General features: G+C 27.5%; 21 protein-coding genes. 18 read left to right on the top strand and 3 right to left on the bottom strand.

The genetic code is table 11. The annotated features are described in order from the left end of the window. Positions 1-155 precede the first annotated feature (155 nt). The 5 genes from IR152_RS06525 (at position 156) to IR152_RS06505 (ending at position 5,735) form a co-directional block, all read left to right on the top strand. Positions 156-1,253, top strand: a complete 1,098-nt coding sequence (locus IR152_RS06525; protein WP_227450983.1) for a DUF871 domain-containing protein — start codon at positions 156-158, stop codon at positions 1,251-1,253. Between the two features lie 79 nt (positions 1,254-1,332). After that, complete coding sequence (gene murQ, locus IR152_RS06520; RefSeq protein ID WP_227450982.1) at positions 1,333-2,247, top strand: N-acetylmuramic acid 6-phosphate etherase; 915 nt, start codon at positions 1,333-1,335, stop codon at positions 2,245-2,247. 96 nt (positions 2,248-2,343) lie between these two features. Next, complete coding sequence (locus IR152_RS06515) at positions 2,344-3,264, top strand: N-acetylglucosamine kinase (protein WP_227450981.1); 921 nt, start codon at positions 2,344-2,346, stop codon at positions 3,262-3,264. 15 nt (positions 3,265-3,279) lie between these two features. Further along, on the top strand, positions 3,280-4,131 hold the full coding sequence (locus IR152_RS06510) for a MurR/RpiR family transcriptional regulator (protein ID WP_227450980.1): 852 nt from the start codon (positions 3,280-3,282) through the stop codon (positions 4,129-4,131). Positions 4,132-4,673: 542 nt separating this feature from the next. Next, positions 4,674-5,735 carry a transglutaminase-like domain-containing protein gene (locus tag IR152_RS06505; RefSeq protein WP_227450979.1) on the top strand — a complete coding sequence of 354 codons (1,062 nt, stop codon included), beginning with the start codon at positions 4,674-4,676 and terminating at the stop codon, positions 5,733-5,735. Between the two features lie 118 nt (positions 5,736-5,853). Here the strand turns inward: IR152_RS06505 and IR152_RS06500 are convergent, their stop codons facing one another. Further along, entirely contained in the window at positions 5,854-6,825 is a 972-nt protein-coding gene (locus tag IR152_RS06500) for an aromatic acid exporter family protein (RefSeq protein WP_311315432.1), read from the bottom strand. A gap of 605 nt (positions 6,826-7,430) precedes the next feature. On the opposite strand from IR152_RS06500, the gene pepI reads away from it, so the two are divergent. The 5 genes from pepI to IR152_RS06475 all read left to right on the top strand — a co-directional run bounded on the left by pepI (position 7,431) and on the right by IR152_RS06475 (position 12,778). Beyond that, entirely contained in the window at positions 7,431-8,312 is an 882-nt protein-coding gene (gene pepI, locus IR152_RS06495) for a proline iminopeptidase (RefSeq protein ID WP_227450977.1), read from the top strand. A 388-nt stretch (positions 8,313-8,700) separates the two neighbouring features. Further along, positions 8,701-9,504, top strand: a complete 804-nt coding sequence (locus IR152_RS06490) for a hypothetical protein (protein WP_227450976.1) — start codon at positions 8,701-8,703, stop codon at positions 9,502-9,504. Between the two features lie 11 nt (positions 9,505-9,515). Next, positions 9,516-10,646, top strand: coding sequence for an ATP-binding protein (locus tag IR152_RS06485; protein ID WP_227450975.1), 1,131 nt, complete (start codon positions 9,516-9,518; stop codon positions 10,644-10,646). Between the two features lie 3 nt (positions 10,647-10,649). After that, positions 10,650-12,059: a VWA-like domain-containing protein gene (locus IR152_RS06480; protein WP_227450974.1), complete on the top strand. Its 1,410-nt coding sequence runs from the start codon at positions 10,650-10,652 to the stop codon at positions 12,057-12,059. Between the two features lie 221 nt (positions 12,060-12,280). Next, entirely contained in the window at positions 12,281-12,778 is a 498-nt protein-coding gene (locus IR152_RS06475; protein WP_227450973.1) for a CarD family transcriptional regulator, read from the top strand. A gap of 330 nt (positions 12,779-13,108) precedes the next feature. On the opposite strand, the gene IR152_RS06470 is transcribed toward IR152_RS06475, so the two are convergent. Both IR152_RS06470 and IR152_RS06465 read right to left on the bottom strand, forming a co-directional pair. Beyond that, positions 13,109-13,990, bottom strand: a complete 882-nt coding sequence (locus IR152_RS06470) for a PhzF family phenazine biosynthesis protein (protein ID WP_227450972.1) — start codon at positions 13,988-13,990, stop codon at positions 13,109-13,111. Continuing rightward, positions 13,977-14,729 (bottom strand): TrmB family transcriptional regulator, encoded by a 753-nt coding sequence (locus tag IR152_RS06465; RefSeq protein ID WP_227450971.1) that lies wholly within the window; start codon positions 14,727-14,729, stop codon positions 13,977-13,979. The genes IR152_RS06470 and IR152_RS06465 overlap by 14 nt, the downstream gene beginning before the upstream one ends. Positions 14,730-14,970: 241 nt before the next feature. Here IR152_RS06465 and trxA point away from each other — a divergent pair, with 241 nt between their 5' ends. From trxA to IR152_RS06425, 8 genes are all read left to right on the top strand, one after another. Beyond that, entirely contained in the window at positions 14,971-15,297 is a 327-nt protein-coding gene (gene trxA, locus IR152_RS06460) for a thioredoxin (RefSeq protein WP_395970812.1), read from the top strand. A gap of 264 nt (positions 15,298-15,561) precedes the next feature. Then, on the top strand, positions 15,562-16,446 hold the full coding sequence (locus IR152_RS06455; RefSeq protein ID WP_227450969.1) for an NAD(P)/FAD-dependent oxidoreductase: 885 nt from the start codon (positions 15,562-15,564) through the stop codon (positions 16,444-16,446). A gap of 427 nt (positions 16,447-16,873) precedes the next feature. Continuing rightward, complete coding sequence (locus IR152_RS06450) at positions 16,874-17,545, top strand: response regulator transcription factor (RefSeq protein ID WP_227450968.1); 672 nt, start codon at positions 16,874-16,876, stop codon at positions 17,543-17,545. Next, positions 17,533-18,285: a sensor histidine kinase gene (locus IR152_RS06445; RefSeq protein WP_227450967.1), complete on the top strand. Its 753-nt coding sequence runs from the start codon at positions 17,533-17,535 to the stop codon at positions 18,283-18,285. The genes IR152_RS06450 and IR152_RS06445 overlap by 13 nt, the downstream gene beginning before the upstream one ends. 75 nt (positions 18,286-18,360) lie before the next feature. Then, positions 18,361-19,719: an ABC transporter permease gene (locus IR152_RS06440; RefSeq protein ID WP_227450966.1), complete on the top strand. Its 1,359-nt coding sequence runs from the start codon at positions 18,361-18,363 to the stop codon at positions 19,717-19,719. A gap of 10 nt (positions 19,720-19,729) precedes the next feature. After that, positions 19,730-20,209, top strand: a complete 480-nt coding sequence (locus IR152_RS06435; protein WP_227450965.1) for an ATP-binding cassette domain-containing protein — start codon at positions 19,730-19,732, stop codon at positions 20,207-20,209. 50 nt (positions 20,210-20,259) lie between these two features. Continuing rightward, positions 20,260-20,415, top strand: a complete 156-nt coding sequence (locus IR152_RS06430; protein ID WP_227450964.1) for a hypothetical protein — start codon at positions 20,260-20,262, stop codon at positions 20,413-20,415. 214 nt (positions 20,416-20,629) lie between these two features. Continuing rightward, positions 20,630-20,779, top strand: a complete 150-nt coding sequence (locus tag IR152_RS06425) for a hypothetical protein (protein WP_227450963.1) — start codon at positions 20,630-20,632, stop codon at positions 20,777-20,779. The last annotated feature ends 82 nt before the right edge of the window (positions 20,780-20,861 follow it).

The raw sequence follows: 20,861 nt of genomic DNA, 5'->3' as shown, positions 1-20,861 counted from the left end.
AAAAGATACTTTGTTGATTATTTATAAAAAAAGAAAAGTTTACCTTTTCTTTTTTTATAAATATACATGAAATTTTATTTCATCAAGTGGTGGAAAAAATTTCAAATAACTTAAAATAAATTTAAACATATAACAGAATACAAGGAGAGACAGAAATGGGAAGGTTAGGAATATCAATTTATCCAGAAAAGACAACAGATAAGGAAATATATGATTATATAGATAAAGCAGCTGAAAATGGATTTACACGCATATTTTCATGTTTACTATCTGTTGAAGATACTAAAGAGAATATAATCAAAAAATTTAAAAATATAAATAAATATGCTAGATTGAAAGGCTTTGAAGTGATACTTGATGTAAATCCAAGGGTTTTTGGAGAATTAAAAATAAGCTATAAAGATTTAACTTTTTTTGAAGAGACGAAGGCAGATGGAATAAGACTTGACGTGGGATTTACAGGTTCCGAAGAGGCATTAATGACTTTTAACCCTCAAAATCTAAAAATAGAAATAAATATGAGCAACAATACTCATTATATAGACACAATAATGGACTATCAACCTAACAAAGAAAATTTGATAGGGTGTCATAACTTTTATCCACATAGATATAGTGGATTAAATTTAGAACACTTTATAAAATGTACAGAAAGATTTAATAAGTATGGATTAAGAACAGCAGTTTTTGTAACAAGTCAAAATGAAACCACATTTGGACCATGGCCTGTAACTGATGGGCTTCCAACAATTGAGATGCACAGAAATCTACCTATAGATATTCAAGTAAAGCATATAATAGCTATGAATAATATAAATGATATAATAATATCAAATTGTTATCCAACATATGAGGAGCTTAAGGTATTAGGTTCTATGAGAAAAGATATGGTTACATTTGATATAGCAATAGAGGAAAATATACGAGAAGTTGAGAAGAAGATACTATTTGAAGAAATACATTTTAATAGAGGGGACATATCTGACAATCTGATAAGGTCTACTCAATCTCGTGTTAAATATAAAGGATACAAATTTGAACTATTTAATGCTCCTAAAATGATAAAAAGAGGAGATATAGTAATTGAAAGTAGTGAATATGGACACTATGCAGGAGAGTTACAAATAGCTTTGGCTGATATGAAAAACAGTGGTAAATCGAATGTAGTAGGATGTATAAGGAAAGAAGAATTATTTATATTGGATTATATTAAACCATGGCAAAAGTTTAATTTTAAGCCTTCAACAAAATGATTTATTATGGGGATATAATTATCAAGGTTAGAATTAAATTGTGTTTAAAAATTTAATATTTAGAAAATGAGGAAATGATATGTTAATAAAAACTTTAGAAAACTTAGTTACAGAAGGTAGAAATAAGAATACATTACAAATAGATAAAGAAGATACATTAGGTATAATAGAATTAATAAATAACGAAGATAAAACTGTAGCTTATGCTGTTGAAAAACAAAAAGAAAGTATAGCAAAAGCTGTTAATATAATAGTGGATAGAATGAAGCAAGGTGGTAGATTATTCTATATAGGAGCAGGTACTAGTGGGAGAATAGGAATACTAGATGCCACAGAATGTCCCCCAACTTACGGAGTTGATTTTGAGCTTGTTCAAGCTATAATAGCTGGTGGAAACCAAGCAATATTTAAAGCAGTAGAAGGTGCTGAAGATGATAAAGAACTAGGAAAGCAAGATATAATAGATAGAGGAGTTACCTCTAAAGATGTTATATGTGGTATAGCTGCATCAGGAAGAACACCTTATGTAATAGGAGCTATGGAATATGCTAGGGAATTGGGATGTGCAGTATTATCAATAACTATGAATCCAAATAGTGAGATGAGTAAAAAAGCTGATTTACCAATAAGTATTATCGTAGGAGCAGAAGTAATCATGGGTTCAACTAGAATGAAAAGTGGAACAGCTCAAAAAATGGTTTGTAATATGTTGACAACAGCTTCTATGGTTAAAATGGGTAAAGTGTATTCAAATTTAATGGTAGATGTCAAAACGTCAAATGAAAAGTTAGTTGAAAGAGCAAAAAGGATAATAATGATAGCTACAAATGTAGAATATAGTGTAGCTGAAAGGTTTTTAGGAGAGGCTGGTAATAGTGTCAAATTAGCTATATTTATGATAAAAAGTGGTCTAGATATGGATAGTGCAAAGAAAATTCTTGATATGCACAAAGGTTATATAAGTGAAGCTTTAAAATCTATAGATATATTTTAAAATTAATATACTAATAATCTTTCAATATTAAAATCAAAGTATTGGAAGTTTATTTTTAAGTATGTGAATATTTATCAGACATTAGAGGAGTGAAATATGTATTTTTTAGGTATAGATGGTGGAGGAACTAAAACAAGATTTACATTAACAGATGAAAATTTAAAAATAGTGGGGAGTATACTTAAAGGAACTTGTCATTATAATCAAATAGGATTTGAGAATCTAACAAAATTATTGATAACTGGGTTGGAAGAAGTTTGCAAAGATGCTAAGATAAATATAGAAGAAATAAAGTATGCATTTGTTGGTCTTGCTGGATATGGGAAAATAAAGGAAGTATTATATGCATTAGAATTAGCAACAAAAAATGCATATAGCCATATAAATTATACTCTGGGCAATGATGTAGAAATAGCTTTAGCAGGTTCTTTAAATGGAGAAAAAGGTATAAATATAATTGCAGGTACTGGTTCAATAGCACAGGCTTTAGATAAAGATGGGAATCTTCACAGATGTGGAGGATGGGGCTATGTATTAGGAGATGAAGGGTCTGCGTATTATATAGGAATGACTGCTCTAAAAATGTTCACAATGCAGTCTGATGGAAGATGTCAAAAAACAAAATTATATGATTTAATAAAAATACATCTTGATATAGAGAATGATTATGACATAATAAAATATGTAAATGATGAAATACAAGGAGATAGAATAGAAATAGCAAAGTTTGCTACCATATGTTTAAAAGCAGTTATTGAAGGTGATGATACTGCTAGTAAAATATTTGATGATGCAGCCTATGAACTAAGTAGGCTTGTAATAGGATTAGAGCATTACTTTGAAAAAGATACAAAGATAAGAGTATCATACTCAGGTGGAGTATTTAATTCAGGAGATTTAATATTAGAACCACTTAAAAATTATTTAGATAAAACGAGATTTGAGATAGTGAGACCAGTGTTAACTCCAGACTTAGGGGCATGTTTGCTTGCAAAAAAGAGATACTATGGTAGATAGGTAAGGCGGTGAATTATGAGTTGCATTTTAAAACTAAAACAAATATATGAAGACTTAACAGAAGTAGATAAAAAAATAGCTGATTATATACTGGATAATACAGAAACTATTAGTAAACTTTCTGTGTCAGAGTTAGCATCAAATTCAAAAACAAGTACAGCAAGTATTGTTAGATTTTCTAGAAAAATGGGATATTCGGGTTTTGGAGATTTAAAGATTGAAATAGCTAAAGATTTAATAGGAAAAGAAAATGATTACACATATGTAGATGAAAATTATGATTGTAATATAGATAGTGTTATAAATAAAATTACGAATAAAAATATAGAGACTATTAACCAAACAAGGTTACTAAATGAAAAAGATATAATAAAAGAAGCAGTTGAACAGATAATAAAGGCTAAAAATATATACATATTTGGAGTTGGTGGTTCGGCTTTAGTAGCACTAGATTTGCAGATGAAACTTTTAAGAATAAATAAACAAGCATTTACTTCTTTAGATAGTCATACACAACTTATGGTATCTTCCAATGTAGAGAAAGAAGATATAGCTATAGCAATATCTTATTCTGGAGAATCAAAAGAAGTAATAAAGTCTATAGAAAATGCAAAATTAAAAGGATGCAAGGTCATTTGTATAACTAAATATAGTGATAATCATCTTAGTAAGATTAGTGACTTAAAGTTAGTAGTGCCAAATATAGAAAAAAGACTTAGAGAGGGTGCTATTTCTTCGAGAATAGCAATGCTTACATTGATAGACATAATATATATTTCTATAATTCAAGAAAATTTAAATGAGGCAGAACAGAAATTGCTAGAAACAAGAAGAATACTTGATTATTTAAATATTGATAACGCTTAAAATTAGGTCATATATTAACCAAACAATGAAGTTAGACTATGAATATAAGTCGATAAGAAATAGATAAATATTTAAAATATTGATTTACTCAATAATAATATATAGTATTTTTATAGATGCATCCTATATTTTTCCAAAAAGTGTATTGAATATACAAATTATAATAGATATAATGTTATTGGGGGAGAATGTATAAAGTGTATACAAAATTGGTTTTAACTGTATTATTGACAATTCTATCTATTCTCACAATTACTAATAACTGGAAAAAGGTTTTATTTACTACATGATAATGGTTTTGAATATATTAATCAATCATCATCATTTTCTCAATCTAACAGCAAAGGCAGTGATTTGTTAGTTATATTGTATACTAATTATGTAGAAAATATCGACTAGATTTACCATGAAATTTAAACATTTCACGAACGCATGAATGGAGAAACGAATATGTTGACAATTCACCTTTTTAAATCCAAAATGAACCTCATTAATGGCACGAAATGGGAAGTAACAATATTTTGTAAAGGAGAATACTAAGTATGAAGAAGTTTAGGAAATTAGCTGCAAAGCTGTTGATTACAACAATGGTTTTAACCTCAGGTATGAGTATGACAGTTTATGGTATGACAGCCAAAGAAGTAACAGCAAAGACACCAAAAAGCTATATAACTGGAACTAATAGCATATATGGTCCGAAGCTGTCACAAGCACAATTGAATTCAGTAGCACAAGCAACCGCGGATTTTATGAACAAGAAAATCACAAAGAATATGACTACAGACGCTAAGATTTTAGTTGCCTATAATCACATTAAAAATAACACAACATATGTTGACTGGAACGCAGTAGAGGGAGCCAATACTGCTTATACATTGGTTACTAAAAAGGGTGCATGCTCTGGAATGGCTAGGAGCTTCAAAGCTTTATGTGACGCTATGGGAATTGAATGTTATTATGTCCATAGTACATCAAATGACCACCAGTGGAATCTTATCCGTTTTGGTGATGGGCGTTTGTATCACGTAGATATTGATGCTAATAAATCGGCAGGAAAGGACATCATATATAAGAGTCTTAGCTACCCATTACCATTTGACAAGAAGGCATATCCAGAAGTTGGGGCAGTAGTACAGACGACAAAACCAGAACAGACACAGAAACCAGCACCACCTGGTAAGCATACTATGCAAGCACATCAAGAAGGGTCAATAGTTGTTGGAAATTTTGGAAAAAATGGAGAAGATATAAATGAGAAACATATAACATATCAGGGTGTTCGATGTAGTTTAGTTAATTCATCAGTAAATACAATTACATTTTCTGGAAAGGAATCAAATTTAGACCCATCAAAGCATACATATGCTGTAATAGGATTTATGAACACACCAGATGGCATGTTTGCATTAGCGCCAGGAGGTAAACCTGTTGAGTATCCTTTTGAATATGATAAGCCTTTTTCTTTAGATTTTAGTGGTAAGAACCGTTCTGGTGCAGAATTAGCGAAGTACTGTAAAGAAAATGATGTGACTATTAAAATAGAAATCACTAATCCAAAACTTAATAATGGAATTGGTCAAATAATATATGTTCGATATGAATAATAATTCACTCATGACAGTAGAATAAATTATAAACATTGCGCCCTCTTACTGGGGGCGCATTTAACATTATATCTGATATTTCATAGTCAGGTCAACTACTGGATTTCGCCTCTTTTTATTAAAAAAAATTATTATCTCTAAGAACTTGGGCACGTCTACGATTAATTAGAAACTGTTTTAATTCAGTTAAACAAAAAAATAAAATAGCTCTATTTTCAAATTCTGTTCTATCAACAGGTAGAGGTTGGTTTTGCATACTGTGCATTAATCTATTCAATTCTTCAAGAAGAAGATTGCTTGTTTCAGCTTCAAATTCGGTATAACCTATCTTATGTATGAAAGCAGATAGAATATGAGCTTGCGGTGGTGTAGAATTTAGTTGAGATACATAACTATACAAATTTTCTAATATACCCCGTTGGCTTTTTATAATATCCATATGCTCTAAGAAGAATCTAGTGTCACTTAATAAAGTATTATTAATATTATCATAAGTTTCAGAAATACTTCTATCAATAAGCGAATTTAGTGTATATAAATCTCTACTATATCCATTTTCTTTTTTAGGATTTACAATAATATCTGCAATGTCTATAAGTACAACGCTCACTTCTTCCTGTAACTTTTTTTGAACTTCATAGATTTTATGTATATTTGTTGGAATGTACATGTTTATTATGACACCTATTCCAGTTCCTACTGCAAATATCCCAGCTTCGTTTAAAATCCACTTAATAGATGTTTCTCCTTGGATGAAGTAATGGGATGCGATGACTACACACATAGCAATGACATCTTGAATATTTAATAAAAAACAAAGTGGTATAATTATAAATATAAATATTGAAAATGAAGTCAAATTATATCCTAAAATATTAAAGCATAAATAGGAAAAAATAGTACATAAAAGAAAACCATAAAACTTTCCAATAAAGCCTTTAAGAGTTTCTTTTTTAGTGTCTTTTACTGTAAGTAGTACTATAACTCCAGCAACCGTTGAGTATTCTAATTTTAATAACCAAGCAATAAATATAGCAAAAGAACATCCAAGAGATAATTTTATTACCTTAAGTGAATTAATCTTATTCAAATGCAAACCTCCTGTAAAAGTCATATTATCAATATCGTCATGTGTAGTAAAATCAAGATATATACAGTCCCTCTCATGCAAAACACCTAAATCAGTATCTATTTGAATTGCTTTTTCCATCTACTATCCTCCCTACACAACTTCTAATTTATAGTATTATTATACTTCTATGTAGTATTACATGCAAGAAAAGACATTGTCCATAATCAGTGAAAAACTTCCGCTTACACTTTCTTTTTCCTCTTGATTACAATTAACATATGATGAAAAATTTATCCTTCAGCAATTTGAACAGAAATTCGGGCTGACAGCTTTCACTTCACAAGTGTAAATATTGCCATTGACGACGAATAGGAAATGCTATTTTTTACGGCAGAACAAGTAAAGCGAAAACAGTTTGAAAAAGTTATTGATAAGTTAGACACAATCTAGTGCAAAAGAGTTTGGCATATGCTATCATATAGTCATATCAGTCCACATAGGAAAGGATTAAGACAGCATGTTAGAAAATAGAAGAGACAATAAAGGCAGAAATGAGAAGTTTTAAATAATCTTAATTTAATGAACTTAACTATTATTTATAATTACAAATTGGAGGAGATAACATGAAAATTACTGAAGGATATATGCCTTTTGAAGGTTTTAAAACCTATTACCGCATAGTAGGAGAAAATACTGAAGGAAAGAAACCATTAGTGTTACTTCACGGAGGTCCAGGTTCTACACACAACTATTTTGAAGTATTGGATAAGATAGCTGAGAGTGGTAGACAAGTAATAATGTATGACCAAATTGGTTGTGGAAATTCATTTGTAGAAGGGCATCCTGAGTTATTTAATGCTGACACTTGGATAAAGGAGCTTATTGAACTAAGAAAGCACCTAGGACTTGAAGAAATTCATCTATTAGGTCAATCTTGGGGGGGGATGCAGGCTATTTGGTATGCTATTGAATATAAACCAAAAGGGATTAAGTCTTATATTCTTTCATCCACTCTTTCTTCTGCAAAGCTCTGGGAGAAAGAACAAAAAAGAAGAATATCATATATGAGTGAAGCTGACCAAAAAGCATTGCTTGATGCAGTAAATACTGGAGACTACTCCAGCAAAGAATATGATGACGCATTAGAAAGATTTATGGAAATGTATTGTGCAGGTGAAGTGACAGAAGATTCTCCAGAGTGCCTAAGAAGACCTAAAAAATCAGGTTCTGAAGCATATATTGTAGGATGGGGACAAAATGAATTTTCTCCTACAGGAACTCTTTCTGGATATGAATTTACAGATAGATTGCATGAAATAAAAGAACCTTGTCTAATAACTAGTGGAGCAATAGATTTATGTTCACCATATATTGCAAAAACTATGTATGATAGAATTCCTAATAGTAAATGGGAGTTATTTGAGTATTCAAGACATATGCCATTCGTTGAAGAAAATGATAAATATATAGAAGTCCTAACTGAGTGGCTAGATGCGAACGATTAAAAATTATATAAATATATATATAGAAAGATGGTGTCTCAAAATGAACTTTTTAGTTCATGAGGCACTCTTTTTGTGTGAAATCAAATATATTTTCAGCATTTCAAAACTGAAAAAGCAATGAAAAAGAGGATTATCTCTATTTTGAGACAGCATTTTTTGTTGTTAATATTAACATTGTATTTTAAATTTTATAAATAATGGAAATGTATTTATGCTTATATACTTGATTTTATTAGTTTTTAGAAATTTTTTTATATATTGGTATAATTATTCTGTTTAAATTTGCTTAAAAAGTATATTAATTATAATAAGAAACCATTATATAAATAGGAATAGATTATTATAATTAACATAGATATAAAAATAATTATAGAAAGAAAGGCACATTATGGAAAAATCAAGAGTTATTGAAATGATAAAAAATAATCCTAATATTATAGCTACTATAGATAATCCAACTGACGAAATGAAATTATTAGCTATTAAAGAAAATGGGCTTGTACTAGAATATATAGATAATCCAACTAGAGAGATGCAAGAATTAGCAATAGATAATAATATTAGAGCAATTAAATTTATAGATAATCCAACAGAAGATATGATGATAAAAGCATTAAGTGAGGGATGGAGTATACTGGATTATATCAAAAACCCAACTGACAAAGTTATTGAGATGGCTATAAATCAAGCAGGATGGGCAATTAAATATGCTAAAAATCCAAGTGAAGAGTTACAATTATTAGCAGTAAGAAAAAATTACGATTCAATAAAGTTTATAAAACAACCTTATGAGAGTGTACAAGAGGAGGCAGTGAGAATAAGTTATGATGCCTTGAGATATATAGATTCACCTAGTTATAATGCAGAACTTATAGCTATAAAAAATAATGAAGCAGCTATTAGTTTTATAACTGATTTAGATAAGAATAAAATGTTGGAATTTCTAAAAGTGAATATCTTAGTGATTAAGTACATTATAAAGAAAATATCTAAAGATGAATTGGAAGGAGTATTAAAAGAAGTACTATCAAAGGAAGATGTTGAGGAGAAGTATATCCGAGATTTTTTAAATTGTAGCGTTATAGATAGAAATAGTGAGAATATGCCAATAGATAAAATTATGTTTATTTATAAATACGGAAGTAAGACAGCAAAAAAAATAGCTGTAGATGAGAAATTAAAGATTATGTAGGAGAGAGAAAAATGAATTTTATAGACACATTAAAAAGCGTTGACTTAATATTATCCACTGGAGAAGTACCTTTAATAGTAGGTGAAAGTGGGATAGGAAAAACAGCTTTAGCAAATAAGCTTGCAAAAGAAAATGATTGGAGTTTAGTTGTTATTGATGGAAACCTACTTAAAGAGGGTGAAATAGGTGGTCTTCCAACTATAGAATCTTATGTAGGAGTTAATTCTGATGGATATAAGACTGAAAAGAAAACAACAGTATATGCTGTTCATAACAAATTAAGAGAAATTGATGAAGAGATATCTAAAAGTAAGACAGTTCTTCTATTTATAGATGAGATAAATCGTTGTGAGCATACAGTACAGCAAGAACTTATGAATTTAATTTTAAATAGAGAAATTAATGGATATAAATTACATGATGATGTAAAGATTTTAGCAGCAATGAACCCATCAAGTAAATATGGTTCAGATTTTGATTATCAAGTGGTAGATATGGATGCAGCTCAAGAAAATAGGTTTGTTTGGTTAAATATGGAGAGTGACCATACACAATGGATAAAATGGGCAATAGATGAGGGTATTGAAAGAAAAGTTATCGAGTTTATTTCCACTTTTCCAGAATACCTGCATAAAATAAATGAAGATGATGTAAGAGCTACTCCTAGAAGTTATGAAAGAGTATCTAAAATTTATAAAATTTATAAGGAAAAAAATAATTCTATTCCTAGAGCAGTATTTTTAAATGTTATAAAAGGTAATGTAGGTAAGGTTATTGCAGAAGAGCTTATAAGTTTTATTGAATCAGATTCTAAACCATTAATATCTTACGAAGATGTTTTTTTAGGAGAATCTATTGATGAGTCTATTATAGAAAGAGTAAAAAGTGAGAGTCATACAAGACTTTATCTGTCAGCTATGAATATCTTAAAAAACTTAGAGCTAAATATTAAGAATGATAAATATGAATCAAACCACTATATTAATAGATTTATTGAGTTTTTAAAAATGTATCCTGTAGATTTAATGATAGGAATTATGAAGGATATTAGAAACAGTTATATTGAAGTATATAAAAAAGCTATAGAAAATGAAGAGTTTGTAAAATCATATTTTGAATCTTATAGTTTAATAAGGGGATAATGTATGGAAAATTATTTTGATAAACAAGCAAAAGAGCTTTATAATAAAGCAAGTAAAATTATAAATACTCATTCTATGTTAAAGGCAAATCGTGCTAATGAGAAACTTGATATAGATATACCACAAGATTTTAAGTATGAGTTTTTTAGTCTTGTAGATAAAGTGAACTTAAGTCTCATGGAAGAAGAGGATAATTTTTATGGATATTTTTTATTTCAGATGTCAAGAGAAATAAGATTTGATATAAGCAGTCCTACAGGTGTAAATTTTAAAGGAGCTAGATATGTTATATATTTTAATCCAATAATCTTTTTAACACTTGATATAAAGCAAATGGAAACTACAATTAAACATGAAATTCATCATATATTATCTATGCATTTGATAAGAGCAAATGAGTTAAAAGGAAAGTATAGTACATTGGCTATTAATATGGCAATGGATATAGTAGTAAATAAATTCCTAAAAAATTTACCACCATATGCAACTACTTTAGAGTGGGTAAACTTAAAATATTCTTTAAAACTTGAACCATATGAACCCTTTGAATATTACGTAGAAAAGATTCAAACTGAATTAGATTTACTAGAAGAGGATGAAGATGGCGAAGAAGATGATAGTGATAAATACGGAGATATAGAAACTGATTATAGCCCAGAAAAAACTCATGATATCTGGGATGAATCCAATGAGATAGACGAAAATACTCTTAGAGAATTTACTGAAAAATTTATTAATAGTTCTCAAAAAGGTAAAGTTCCTGCTTATTTAGAAAGTATGATATCATCACTTAAAAACAGCAAAGGTGAATTGCCATGGAATTTATATCTTAATAGAATAATGGGAACAGTTGAAAATAATAAAAAGAAGACTATAACAAGAAGAAATAGAAGACAACCAAGTCGTTTAGATTTGAGGGGTGAGCTTAGAAGTCATAAGGCAGAAATAGCAGTTGCACTTGATATAAGTGGAAGTATTAGTGGTGAAGAGTTTAAACAAGCGATTAAAGAAGTTCTTAGTATAGTGAAAAACTATAATCATGAAATTACAATTATAGAGTGTGATAATGAAATTAGACGTGTATATAAAGTGAGAACTGAAAAAGACGTAAAAGATAGAATTAGGATAGGTGGGGGAACTAGATTTTCTCCAGTCTTTGAGTATGCTAATAATAAAAAGGTTAATTTATTGGTTTACTTTACTGATGGTAAGGGTGAAAATAAGCTACAAGTAGTACCTAGAGGGTATAAGATTTTATGGGTTGTTTCTGGAAGGGGAGATAAACTTTCACTAAAAGAGCCTTATGGGGCAGTTAAAAAACTTACTAAGGTTGAAGTAAAGAATGAAATGTTAGAGATAAATGATGTAAGAAATGATGGATATTCAATGAATAGCCAAGCACCAATTTTATAAGTATTCACAGGGGATAAACTATTTTAATTTATACTTGATATGCCTATTATGAAAACCTAAAAAATACATTAACCAATGGTTAATGTATTTTTTAATTTTAATAATGTAAGTTTTACTTACATTAAAGTCTCAAAATGTGTTAAAATATAATATATAGCAGATAGTTTTGGCAAGGTGAATTAAATTGTCAGGACTATTTTTTTATTAAGGATGGTGATGTTTTGTTTAAGATTGATGATTATATAATGTATGGTATGACAGGAGTCTGCAAAGTACTTGATATAACAAACGAACAGTTTACAAATGGAATAAAAAAAGATTATTATGTGTTGAGCCCTATTTATTCCAGTAATACAGTGATAAAAATTCCTGTAGATAATGAAAAAGTACCAATGAGAAAGTTACTTTCTAAAATTAATGTGCTTTCATTGATAAATGATATTCCTAATATGGATACATCATGGATAGATAATGAAAAAATAAGAAGTGAACAATTTAAAAAAATTCTCAGAAGTGGTAAATGTGAAGAGTTAATAAGATTAATAAGAAGTATATATCATAACAGGGAGTATGTAAAATCTATTGGTAAAAAAACACATCAAGCAGATGATAATATAATGAAAGAAGCTGAAAGGTTATTAAATGAAGAATTTGCAACTATTTTAGATATTTCTCCTAATGAAGTTAGTTCATATATTTCAAGTCACATACCTCAATAAAGTATTTTATAGTATCCTTTATTTAATCTATTTTAGGTATTATGTATGTTGGTTTTGATAAAACTTATTTGACAAGACATTAAATAGACCTGTTGAGGATGATAAATAATCAGTAAATAATTATTCTGTTTTATAGATTAATCTATAAAAATAGTATTAGATTGATTTATAGTTGGTTAATAATAAAAATAAAGTTTTACTTTTAAGTACATTATTGTGATATATTATTATGATATGTATTGAAGTATATTTATTAAATAAAAAATATACAAGTAAAAATACTAGCTTTAGTTAGCTAGTATTTTTATTTGTTTTAAATCAGATATAAGATTAATACATAATTTCCCCAGTTAAGATGGTATAAGCACTTCCTCCAATTTTCACAGAAGTTATGTTATTGTTTTCTTTAGCTATATTTACATATACTTTTCCAGGTCTGTTTATAAAGTTACCTTCCTCACCAATAAAACTAGTTTTGTTTAAAATATTATGATGTACTATATAAGATGATACACAAGCATTTCCAGTTCCACATACAGGGTCTTCTGTAACTCCAACATATGGTGCTATAGATCTTAAATGATAGTCACATTTTTCATCTATAGTTTCTATACAAAATGGAGTTATACCGATTAGATTATTATCACCACTAAAGTTTTTGATTTTATTTAAATCTGGAGAGATATTTTTTAAATCATCTAAAGATTTTAATCCAAATACAAGCCACCAAAGTCCAGTATTTACCTTCATAATTGGATACTCAAGAAGTCTATTTTCATGTACACCTATCATTTGTGCAAGTTCTTTTCTGTAACTATCTAAATTTTCAAATTCAGGGGGATTTTGTTCCATCATAAATATATTTTCATTATTTATTTTTTTTAGTTCTACGGATAATACACCAGCTTTTGTTTCTTGATAAAATATACTCTTACTGGTATTAAGTTTTCCTTCTTCCAAAAGTGCATGGAAAGTCCCTATTGTCGCATGACCACATAAATCAACTTCTAAGCCCGGTGTGAAGAATTGTACTTTAAAATCTGCAATGTTTGACTCTGAAACGAATGCAGTTTCTGATAAGTTCATTTCTTTAGCTACATTCTGCTTGATTTCATCAGAAACATTAGATGCATCAGTAACGACGCCAGCAGGATTTCCACCAAAAGGTATAGTTGTAAAAGCATCAACCTGTTTAATCTTAATTTTGTTCATTTTTATAGCCTCCTTTTATTTTTTCTGAAATATAAATTTCATGTTTTATGTATTGAGTTCCAATATATAAAATATTAGAGTTTTTTGTCCAAATTGAAATAGATTCACTGCTTTCAGATAAGTTTCCTGTCAATATTTCATTATTATCTACAATTAAAATAATTCCTTTGTAAAGTATTTTATTTTCAAGTGTAGTTTTATTGCCTCCATGAATGTGAACATTACCCAGACCTTCTAGACTTTTATTTTCTAAAAGTAGTATTTCAATGTTAATATTTTTTTTAGAAGCAATTAAAAGGTCTTTTTTTAGTTCAAGAACTTCTTCATAAGGAGAAGAAATTATAATTTCTTGTTTTGCACTATTTATCATTTCTATTGCTTTTTTTAAGATATTTTTATATCCTTTTATGTTTAAAACGTATTCTATGCTTTTACCTTTATTTAGTATCTGTAAGTTGTTCTTTAGATTGGCTATAGAATTATTAAATTCTTCCTTCTTATTTTTTAATAACTCATTAGGGTCTATAGGTACATATTTAATAGGGTCAGTTCCAACATTGACAATTATATTATTGTTTAATAGTTTTGTTATATTTTCGTAGACTTTTGATTGTGGAACACCCGATAATTTACTTATTTCATATCCTGTTAGAGGATTTTCCTTTAATAATGATATGTATATTTGAGATTCGTATTTAGTAAATCCTATATTTTGTAATTCAGTAACTATATTATCCATAGATAAACTCCTTTTAAAAATATTAGTAACTACCTATGTAGTTATTAATTTAATTTTATAATTTAGATAAGAGAATGTCAACTATATTAAGTATAAAATAAAAATATATTAGAAATATTTGACCTTATAAATACATTTATCATAATACTAAGTTTACTAAAAACAGGTGGTTACAAAAAAGTGTCTAATTGAACTGTTACATAGGTCGTAGTATATTAATATCAAGAAAACAATAAAGGAGATATATATTATGGCAAAAATAATAAATAAAAATGAATTTATAAACGAAGTAGAAAATAAAGAAGGATTAGTAGTTGTAGATTTTTTTGCAACTTGGTGTGGACCTTGTAAGATGTTATCACCAATATATGAAGCTTTAGGAAATGAGATGGCTGAAAAAGCAAGCTTTTTAAAAGTGGATATTGACCAGAGTATAGAACTAACTCAACAGTTTGAAGTGTCTACAGTACCAACTGTAATAATATTTAAAGATGGAAAACCTGTAGATAGATTAATAGGTTTTATACCTAAAGATAATTTGAAAGACAAAGTTGAATCATATATGTAATTAAAATAAATTATATGTACAAACAGGGGGTATCTCAAAATGAACTTTTTGGTTCATGAGGTACTCTTTTTTGTATGAAATCAAATATATTTTCATCATTTCAACAATGAAAAAGAGGCTTATCTCTATTTTGAGACAGCACCTTGTTTATAGTATAAATGTTTTATGTAGTTACAAATAAGTGCCTAATTGCTAATGATATTGACTGTTGATATATTATTTATATAAAAGAAAAAGGAAAGGTTATAAAAAATAGGTGAGATTATGAGATACGATATTGCAATAATAGGAAGTGGTCCTGCAGGACTTGCAGCTGCTATAAATGCTAAAATTAGAAACAAAAATATAATTTTATTTGGAATTGAAGAGATAAGTCAAAAACTTATAAAAGCTCCTTCTATAGAAAATTATCTAGGAATTGGTAACATAAGTGGTTTAGAACTTAAAGATAAATTTAAAAAACATATAGATGAGATGGGAGTAAAAATAACCCCAAAAAGAATCAATAATGTATATAGTATGGGTGAATATTTTACATTAGTTTCTGGAAATGATACATATGAATCAACTACAGTTGTATTAGCTACAGGTATTGAATATGGAAAAATGATAAAGGGAGAAGAAGAATATCTTGGAAAAGGAGTAGGATATTGTGCAACATGTGATGCTATGTTGTACAGAAATAAAAAAGTAGCTATAATAGGATATAATCATGAAGCAGAAGAAGAAGCAAATTTTTTAAGTGAAATAGCAAGTAGTGTATACTATATACCTATGTATAAATTAGAAAATAAAATCAATAGTAGTATAAATGTAATAAATGATAAACCTTTAGAAATACAAGGTGAAAAACTAGTGAATAAATTAGTATTGAGAGAAAATGAGCTAGATATAGATGGTATCTTCATTATAAAAGATAGTGTATCACCGAAATATATGGTTCCAGGATTAGAAATAGAAGATTCTCATATAAAATCAGATAAGAATATGAATACAAATATCGAGGGTTTATATGTAGCAGGAGATTGTGCTGGTAAACCATATCAATATTTAAAATCAGCAGGTCAGGGTCAGACAGCTGTGTCTAGTGCAATTTCTTATCTAGATAAGCAAAAGATAAAAAAGTCTATGCTTGTTGATGCTTATTAGTTAAAAGTAAATTATTATTGATACTAGTTTTAAATTTATAACAAATAAAATTATGGAATTTTTATATCCATCATCAATAATTATAAATTGTTATTTATGGTGGATATAATATTGAAATATATTTAAAATTAATAAAGATTACAGGTATTATTTTTTTAATACATCCTCTCAACATTAATAAATGTTATTTCAAAATAAAGATTTAATATAAAAAGGTGAATTTTATTAGATGGATTCATCTTTTTGTATTGTGGAGAATATTAAAAGATTGAATTAGCTCAACTTAAATTTGACAAGTATAAGTATTTAGATAATAATAATGCTATGTTTTGTTTAAAATATAAATAATTATTAAGTGAAGTTAACATTCAATAAACATTCATTATATATAATATGTAAATTGATATTTTATTTAGGAGATGATTATGTGAGAGTATTAATAATAGAGGATAATAAGGAACTTTCTTATAATATAAAGTCAGGTTTGGAAAATGAAGGATTGGTAGTAGATATAGCAAATTGTGGATTAGATGGAGAAGAAAAAGCATTTATAAATGACTATGATGTTATATTATTAGATTTAAACTTGCCAGATAAAGATGGAATAGAGATATTAGAATTTTTTAGAAGTAATAATCTAAATACGCCCATAATAATTGTAACAGCAAGAGATGGGGTAAACGAATTGGCAAAAGGTCTGGATTTAGGAGCTGATGATTATATAGTAAAACCATTTCAGATTATAGAATTAAGAGCGAGGATACAAGCAGTTATAAGAAGATTTTATGGTAGGACAAACCCAGATATAAAAGCAGGTCCTATTACAATAAATCCAGCATCTAGAAAAGTATATGTATATGGTGAAGAAGTAAAGTTAGGTACCAAAGAGTTTGATATAGCAGAATATCTTGCAAGTAGATATCCAGATATTGTATCAGGTGTGGATATATCAGAACACGTCTATGATGAATATTTTGACCCTTTATCATCTGTATTAAGAGTACATATAGCTAGATTAAAAAAGAAATTAAAAGAAGTTGCAGGTAAAGATATAATAATAACTACTAGAGGGATAGGATATTCTATATGCAAGGATTAAAGGATAAAAAAACTATTGTGTTAATTTTATATTCTGTTATAGTTTTTATAATTTTTACAGTAGGTCTAAAATATATTATAAACATATCAGATATAGATAATAACTTAATTTCTAGAGATTTAACTTCATCTAATAGCGAAATGACCTTAAACAATTCTTATGTCTTAGATAAAGTGGAAATGAGTAATTATAATCTTATACTTAAGAATAATTTTAATGTTGTAATAATACTATTTTTTGCCTTTATAGTAACATCTAACTTTATACTTTTATCAATACTAAATCGATTGGATTTTAAAGCAAGAATAGAAATATTAAATAATATAAATAACATTGAAGATGAGAATGAAATATTGACTATAGACCCTATTATGTCTAGAGTATATAAAAATTTAAAAAATAAATTTGATTCTCATATTGAGGATTATAAAAGATTGAATTCATATTTATCACATGAACAAAAGAATGCAATATCTACACTTAGAACGAGTCTAGAACTTAATGGAAATGAGGAATTATTAAATACTCTTGATAAGGTTTCAAATAGCGTAGAAGATGTACTTACAATAAGTGATATAAAAAATAATGAGGATATGTATGAGGTAGATATAGCTTTAATATGTGCACAAGTGTGTGATAATTATTCTACAGTGTATAGTAATTTGAAATTTGATTTTGAAGAAGAAGAAAATATGAGTATCTATGGAAAAGAAAAGTTCAACATTTTATTTAGTGTTTAAAGAATATAAGTAACAATTAATAAAGATTATAATAATATTGCTAACATAGTATTAATTGATAAGAGGAGATATAAAGTGTATATTTTGAATAATGCAATCAAAAACTTGATTAGAAATAAAGTTAATAGTTTATTTAGAGTAGTTATTATATTATTAATGGTTTTATCAATAGCTGTTTCCTCGATAATAAATTTAAGTGTATCCATTATAAGTCAAAAATATGAGAAAAAACTTGAGTCAGAGGTCAGTATTAAATTTGATGAAAAAAAAATTGTTCAAAATGATTTAATAGAACCTTTGATAGGATATAATGCTTTAAATTTAGATGACTATCTAAACTTTTCAAAATCAAAATATGTAAAGAAAATGTCACTTATAGGAAACATTGTGTTATACATTGATAACGATAAATATGTATCTAGTAATAATAAAAACCTTATGTATAATAATGTAGCTATAAATTGTGCAGTTATGGGATTTACAGATAAAAATAAAAGTCTTAAATATTATAATTTAGATATAAGCAAAGGAAGCGTATTTCAAAAAGACAATGAATGTATAGTAAGTGAAGACTTTCTAGGGGTTAATAAGCTTAAGGTTGGGGATACAATATCTTTATTAAGTGATTATGATACTAATGTGAAGTTAAATTTAAAAATAGTAGGTGTATATAGGAAAAAAGATAGCAGTAAAGTAGAAAATGCTCAAGATATAGATATATACAACAATATATTAACCTCATATAATACTTTAGTAATGTTTGAAAAAAAGATTAAACCAAAAAGTAAAATGATTTATACAAGTGCTAGTTTTTTACTTAGAGATTCTAATAGTAGAAAGGCTTTTGAGAAAGAACTAAGAAATAAAGGGCTAAGTGATGTATATAAAGTTACTATAGATGAGTTATCATATTATAAATTAATAACACCAATAAAACATTTGTCTGGTGTAGCCTTTACGTCTACTCTTGTGATACTAGTGTTAGGTGTAATATTATTGATTATAAGTTCCACAATATCAATAAAAAAAATAAAATATGATATAGGTGTGTTGATACTAATTGGAATGTCTAAATTTAAGATAATTAGAAGCTTTATTTATGAAAGTATTATAATAATTTTGATATGTATTGTACTTGGATTAGGAATTGCAAGTATATTAGAAAAAGCAATATCAAATTATGTTTTTGAATATCAATATAAATACAATGTAACATATAATGACTCTTTGTTTAATCAAGGGGAATACAAAGATATAAGTATAAATGACTTCAACACCAAACAAGAGATGAAAAACTTAAAAGATAAATCAACTTTAAATTTTATGTTTAAGATAATATTTATAGTAATGATATTAATATTACTGACTGGTACAGTATCTATATATAGTACAATTATGTTTCAGCCAATACAAATAATTTATGATAGAAATTAGGTGAGGTATATTGTCAATACTTAAATTAATTGATATTAATTATAAATATGAGGGTAGTAGTAATTTTGTATTAAAAGATGTGAGTGTAGAATTTGAAACTGGAAAAATGTATGTTATTATAGGAAAAAGCAGAGCAGGAAAGAGTACTTTGTTGTCTATAATATCAGGGATTGATGATTGCACTAGTGGAAGTATTATGTATAAGGGTGAAGATTTAAAAAGAATAAATAAAAATATTTATAGAAGCAAGTATGTAGGGGCAATATTTAAAGATTATAACTTGTTAAATGATGCTACTGTTTTAGATAATATTATTCTAACTATGCTGATTGGTGGAAACAGAGAAAAGAATAAAAATGAAATTGTATATAGAATTCTGCAAAAAGTAGGAATTGATAAAGATAAAGCAAATTGTAAAGTGAAAGATTTGTCTAACTATGATAATAAGAGAGTCTCATTGCTAGGGCATTATCTAATAATCCTGATTTAATAATTTGTGATGATATTATAGAAAATACTGATGATAAAAGTGAAAAAAGTTTGGTAGATATATTTTACAAATTAGCATCTAAAGATAATAAATGTGTGATAATAACTACAACTTTGGATAAAATTGCTTTACGTGGTGATGAGTTATGGGGAATAAATAATGGTAAATTGATGTTTATAAAAAGTATAGGAAATTTAAGATACTAAGTTACACGAAAATGAGCTACAGTTGGGGGAAACTGTAACTCATTCTATTTTGGGGGAGATAGGTTGAACTTATTGGTTATCCGTATCATATTTTTAGTATAGTCACTTATTTAAATTTATATACATTTTTTTATAAATTTTACATAAAATGTTAAATACTAATTGAAACTAAAGATAACTATGACTAGCAAACTTCTAAAAATAGTAAAGATTATTGAAAATTGACCGTTCTTTGATTGAATCAAAGGGTATATCACTTATTACTCCAGTTACAATAACTAATCATTCAAAGTACAATATGAATACATATAATGTAGGTAATAGTGTTGAAGGTGGGAAAGATACTGTAATTGAGTTTAAATAAAGAACTAAAATACAAGATTAATATTTATAAATTTATGTTTTATTAAGATTGATTGTATAGATTTGTTGTATAAAAAGGAATT

Origin of the sequence: Clostridioides sp. ES-S-0108-01 (assembly GCF_020662285.1) — a bacterium.
Taxonomy (GTDB): domain Bacteria; phylum Bacillota; class Clostridia; order Peptostreptococcales; family Peptostreptococcaceae; genus Clostridioides.
This window is presented reverse-complemented; position numbering and strand designations above follow the sequence as displayed.

What these genes read in the sequence shown, in the direction of transcription:
- IR152_RS06525 (WP_227450983.1), top strand. Translation starts at nt 156, where the DNA reads ATGGGAAGGTTAGGAATATCAATTTATCCAGAAAAGACAACAGATAAG.
- murQ (WP_227450982.1), top strand. Translation starts at nt 1,333, where the DNA reads ATGTTAATAAAAACTTTAGAAAACTTAGTTACAGAAGGTAGAAATAAG.
- IR152_RS06515 (WP_227450981.1), top strand. Translation starts at nt 2,344, where the DNA reads ATGTATTTTTTAGGTATAGATGGTGGAGGAACTAAAACAAGATTTACA.
- IR152_RS06510 (WP_227450980.1), top strand. Translation starts at nt 3,280, where the DNA reads ATGAGTTGCATTTTAAAACTAAAACAAATATATGAAGACTTAACAGAA.
- IR152_RS06505 (WP_227450979.1), top strand. Translation starts at nt 4,674, where the DNA reads ATGAAGAAGTTTAGGAAATTAGCTGCAAAGCTGTTGATTACAACAATG.
- pepI (WP_227450977.1), top strand. Translation starts at nt 7,431, where the DNA reads ATGAAAATTACTGAAGGATATATGCCTTTTGAAGGTTTTAAAACCTAT.
- IR152_RS06490 (WP_227450976.1), top strand. Translation starts at nt 8,701, where the DNA reads ATGGAAAAATCAAGAGTTATTGAAATGATAAAAAATAATCCTAATATT.
- IR152_RS06485 (WP_227450975.1), top strand. Translation starts at nt 9,516, where the DNA reads ATGAATTTTATAGACACATTAAAAAGCGTTGACTTAATATTATCCACT.
- IR152_RS06480 (WP_227450974.1), top strand. Translation starts at nt 10,650, where the DNA reads ATGGAAAATTATTTTGATAAACAAGCAAAAGAGCTTTATAATAAAGCA.
- IR152_RS06470 (WP_227450972.1), bottom strand. Translation starts at nt 13,990, where the DNA reads ATGAACAAAATTAAGATTAAACAGGTTGATGCTTTTACAACTATACCT.
- IR152_RS06465 (WP_227450971.1), bottom strand. Translation starts at nt 14,729, where the DNA reads ATGGATAATATAGTTACTGAATTACAAAATATAGGATTTACTAAATAC.
- IR152_RS06455 (WP_227450969.1), top strand. Translation starts at nt 15,562, where the DNA reads ATGAGATACGATATTGCAATAATAGGAAGTGGTCCTGCAGGACTTGCA.
- IR152_RS06445 (WP_227450967.1), top strand. Translation starts at nt 17,533, where the DNA reads ATGCAAGGATTAAAGGATAAAAAAACTATTGTGTTAATTTTATATTCT.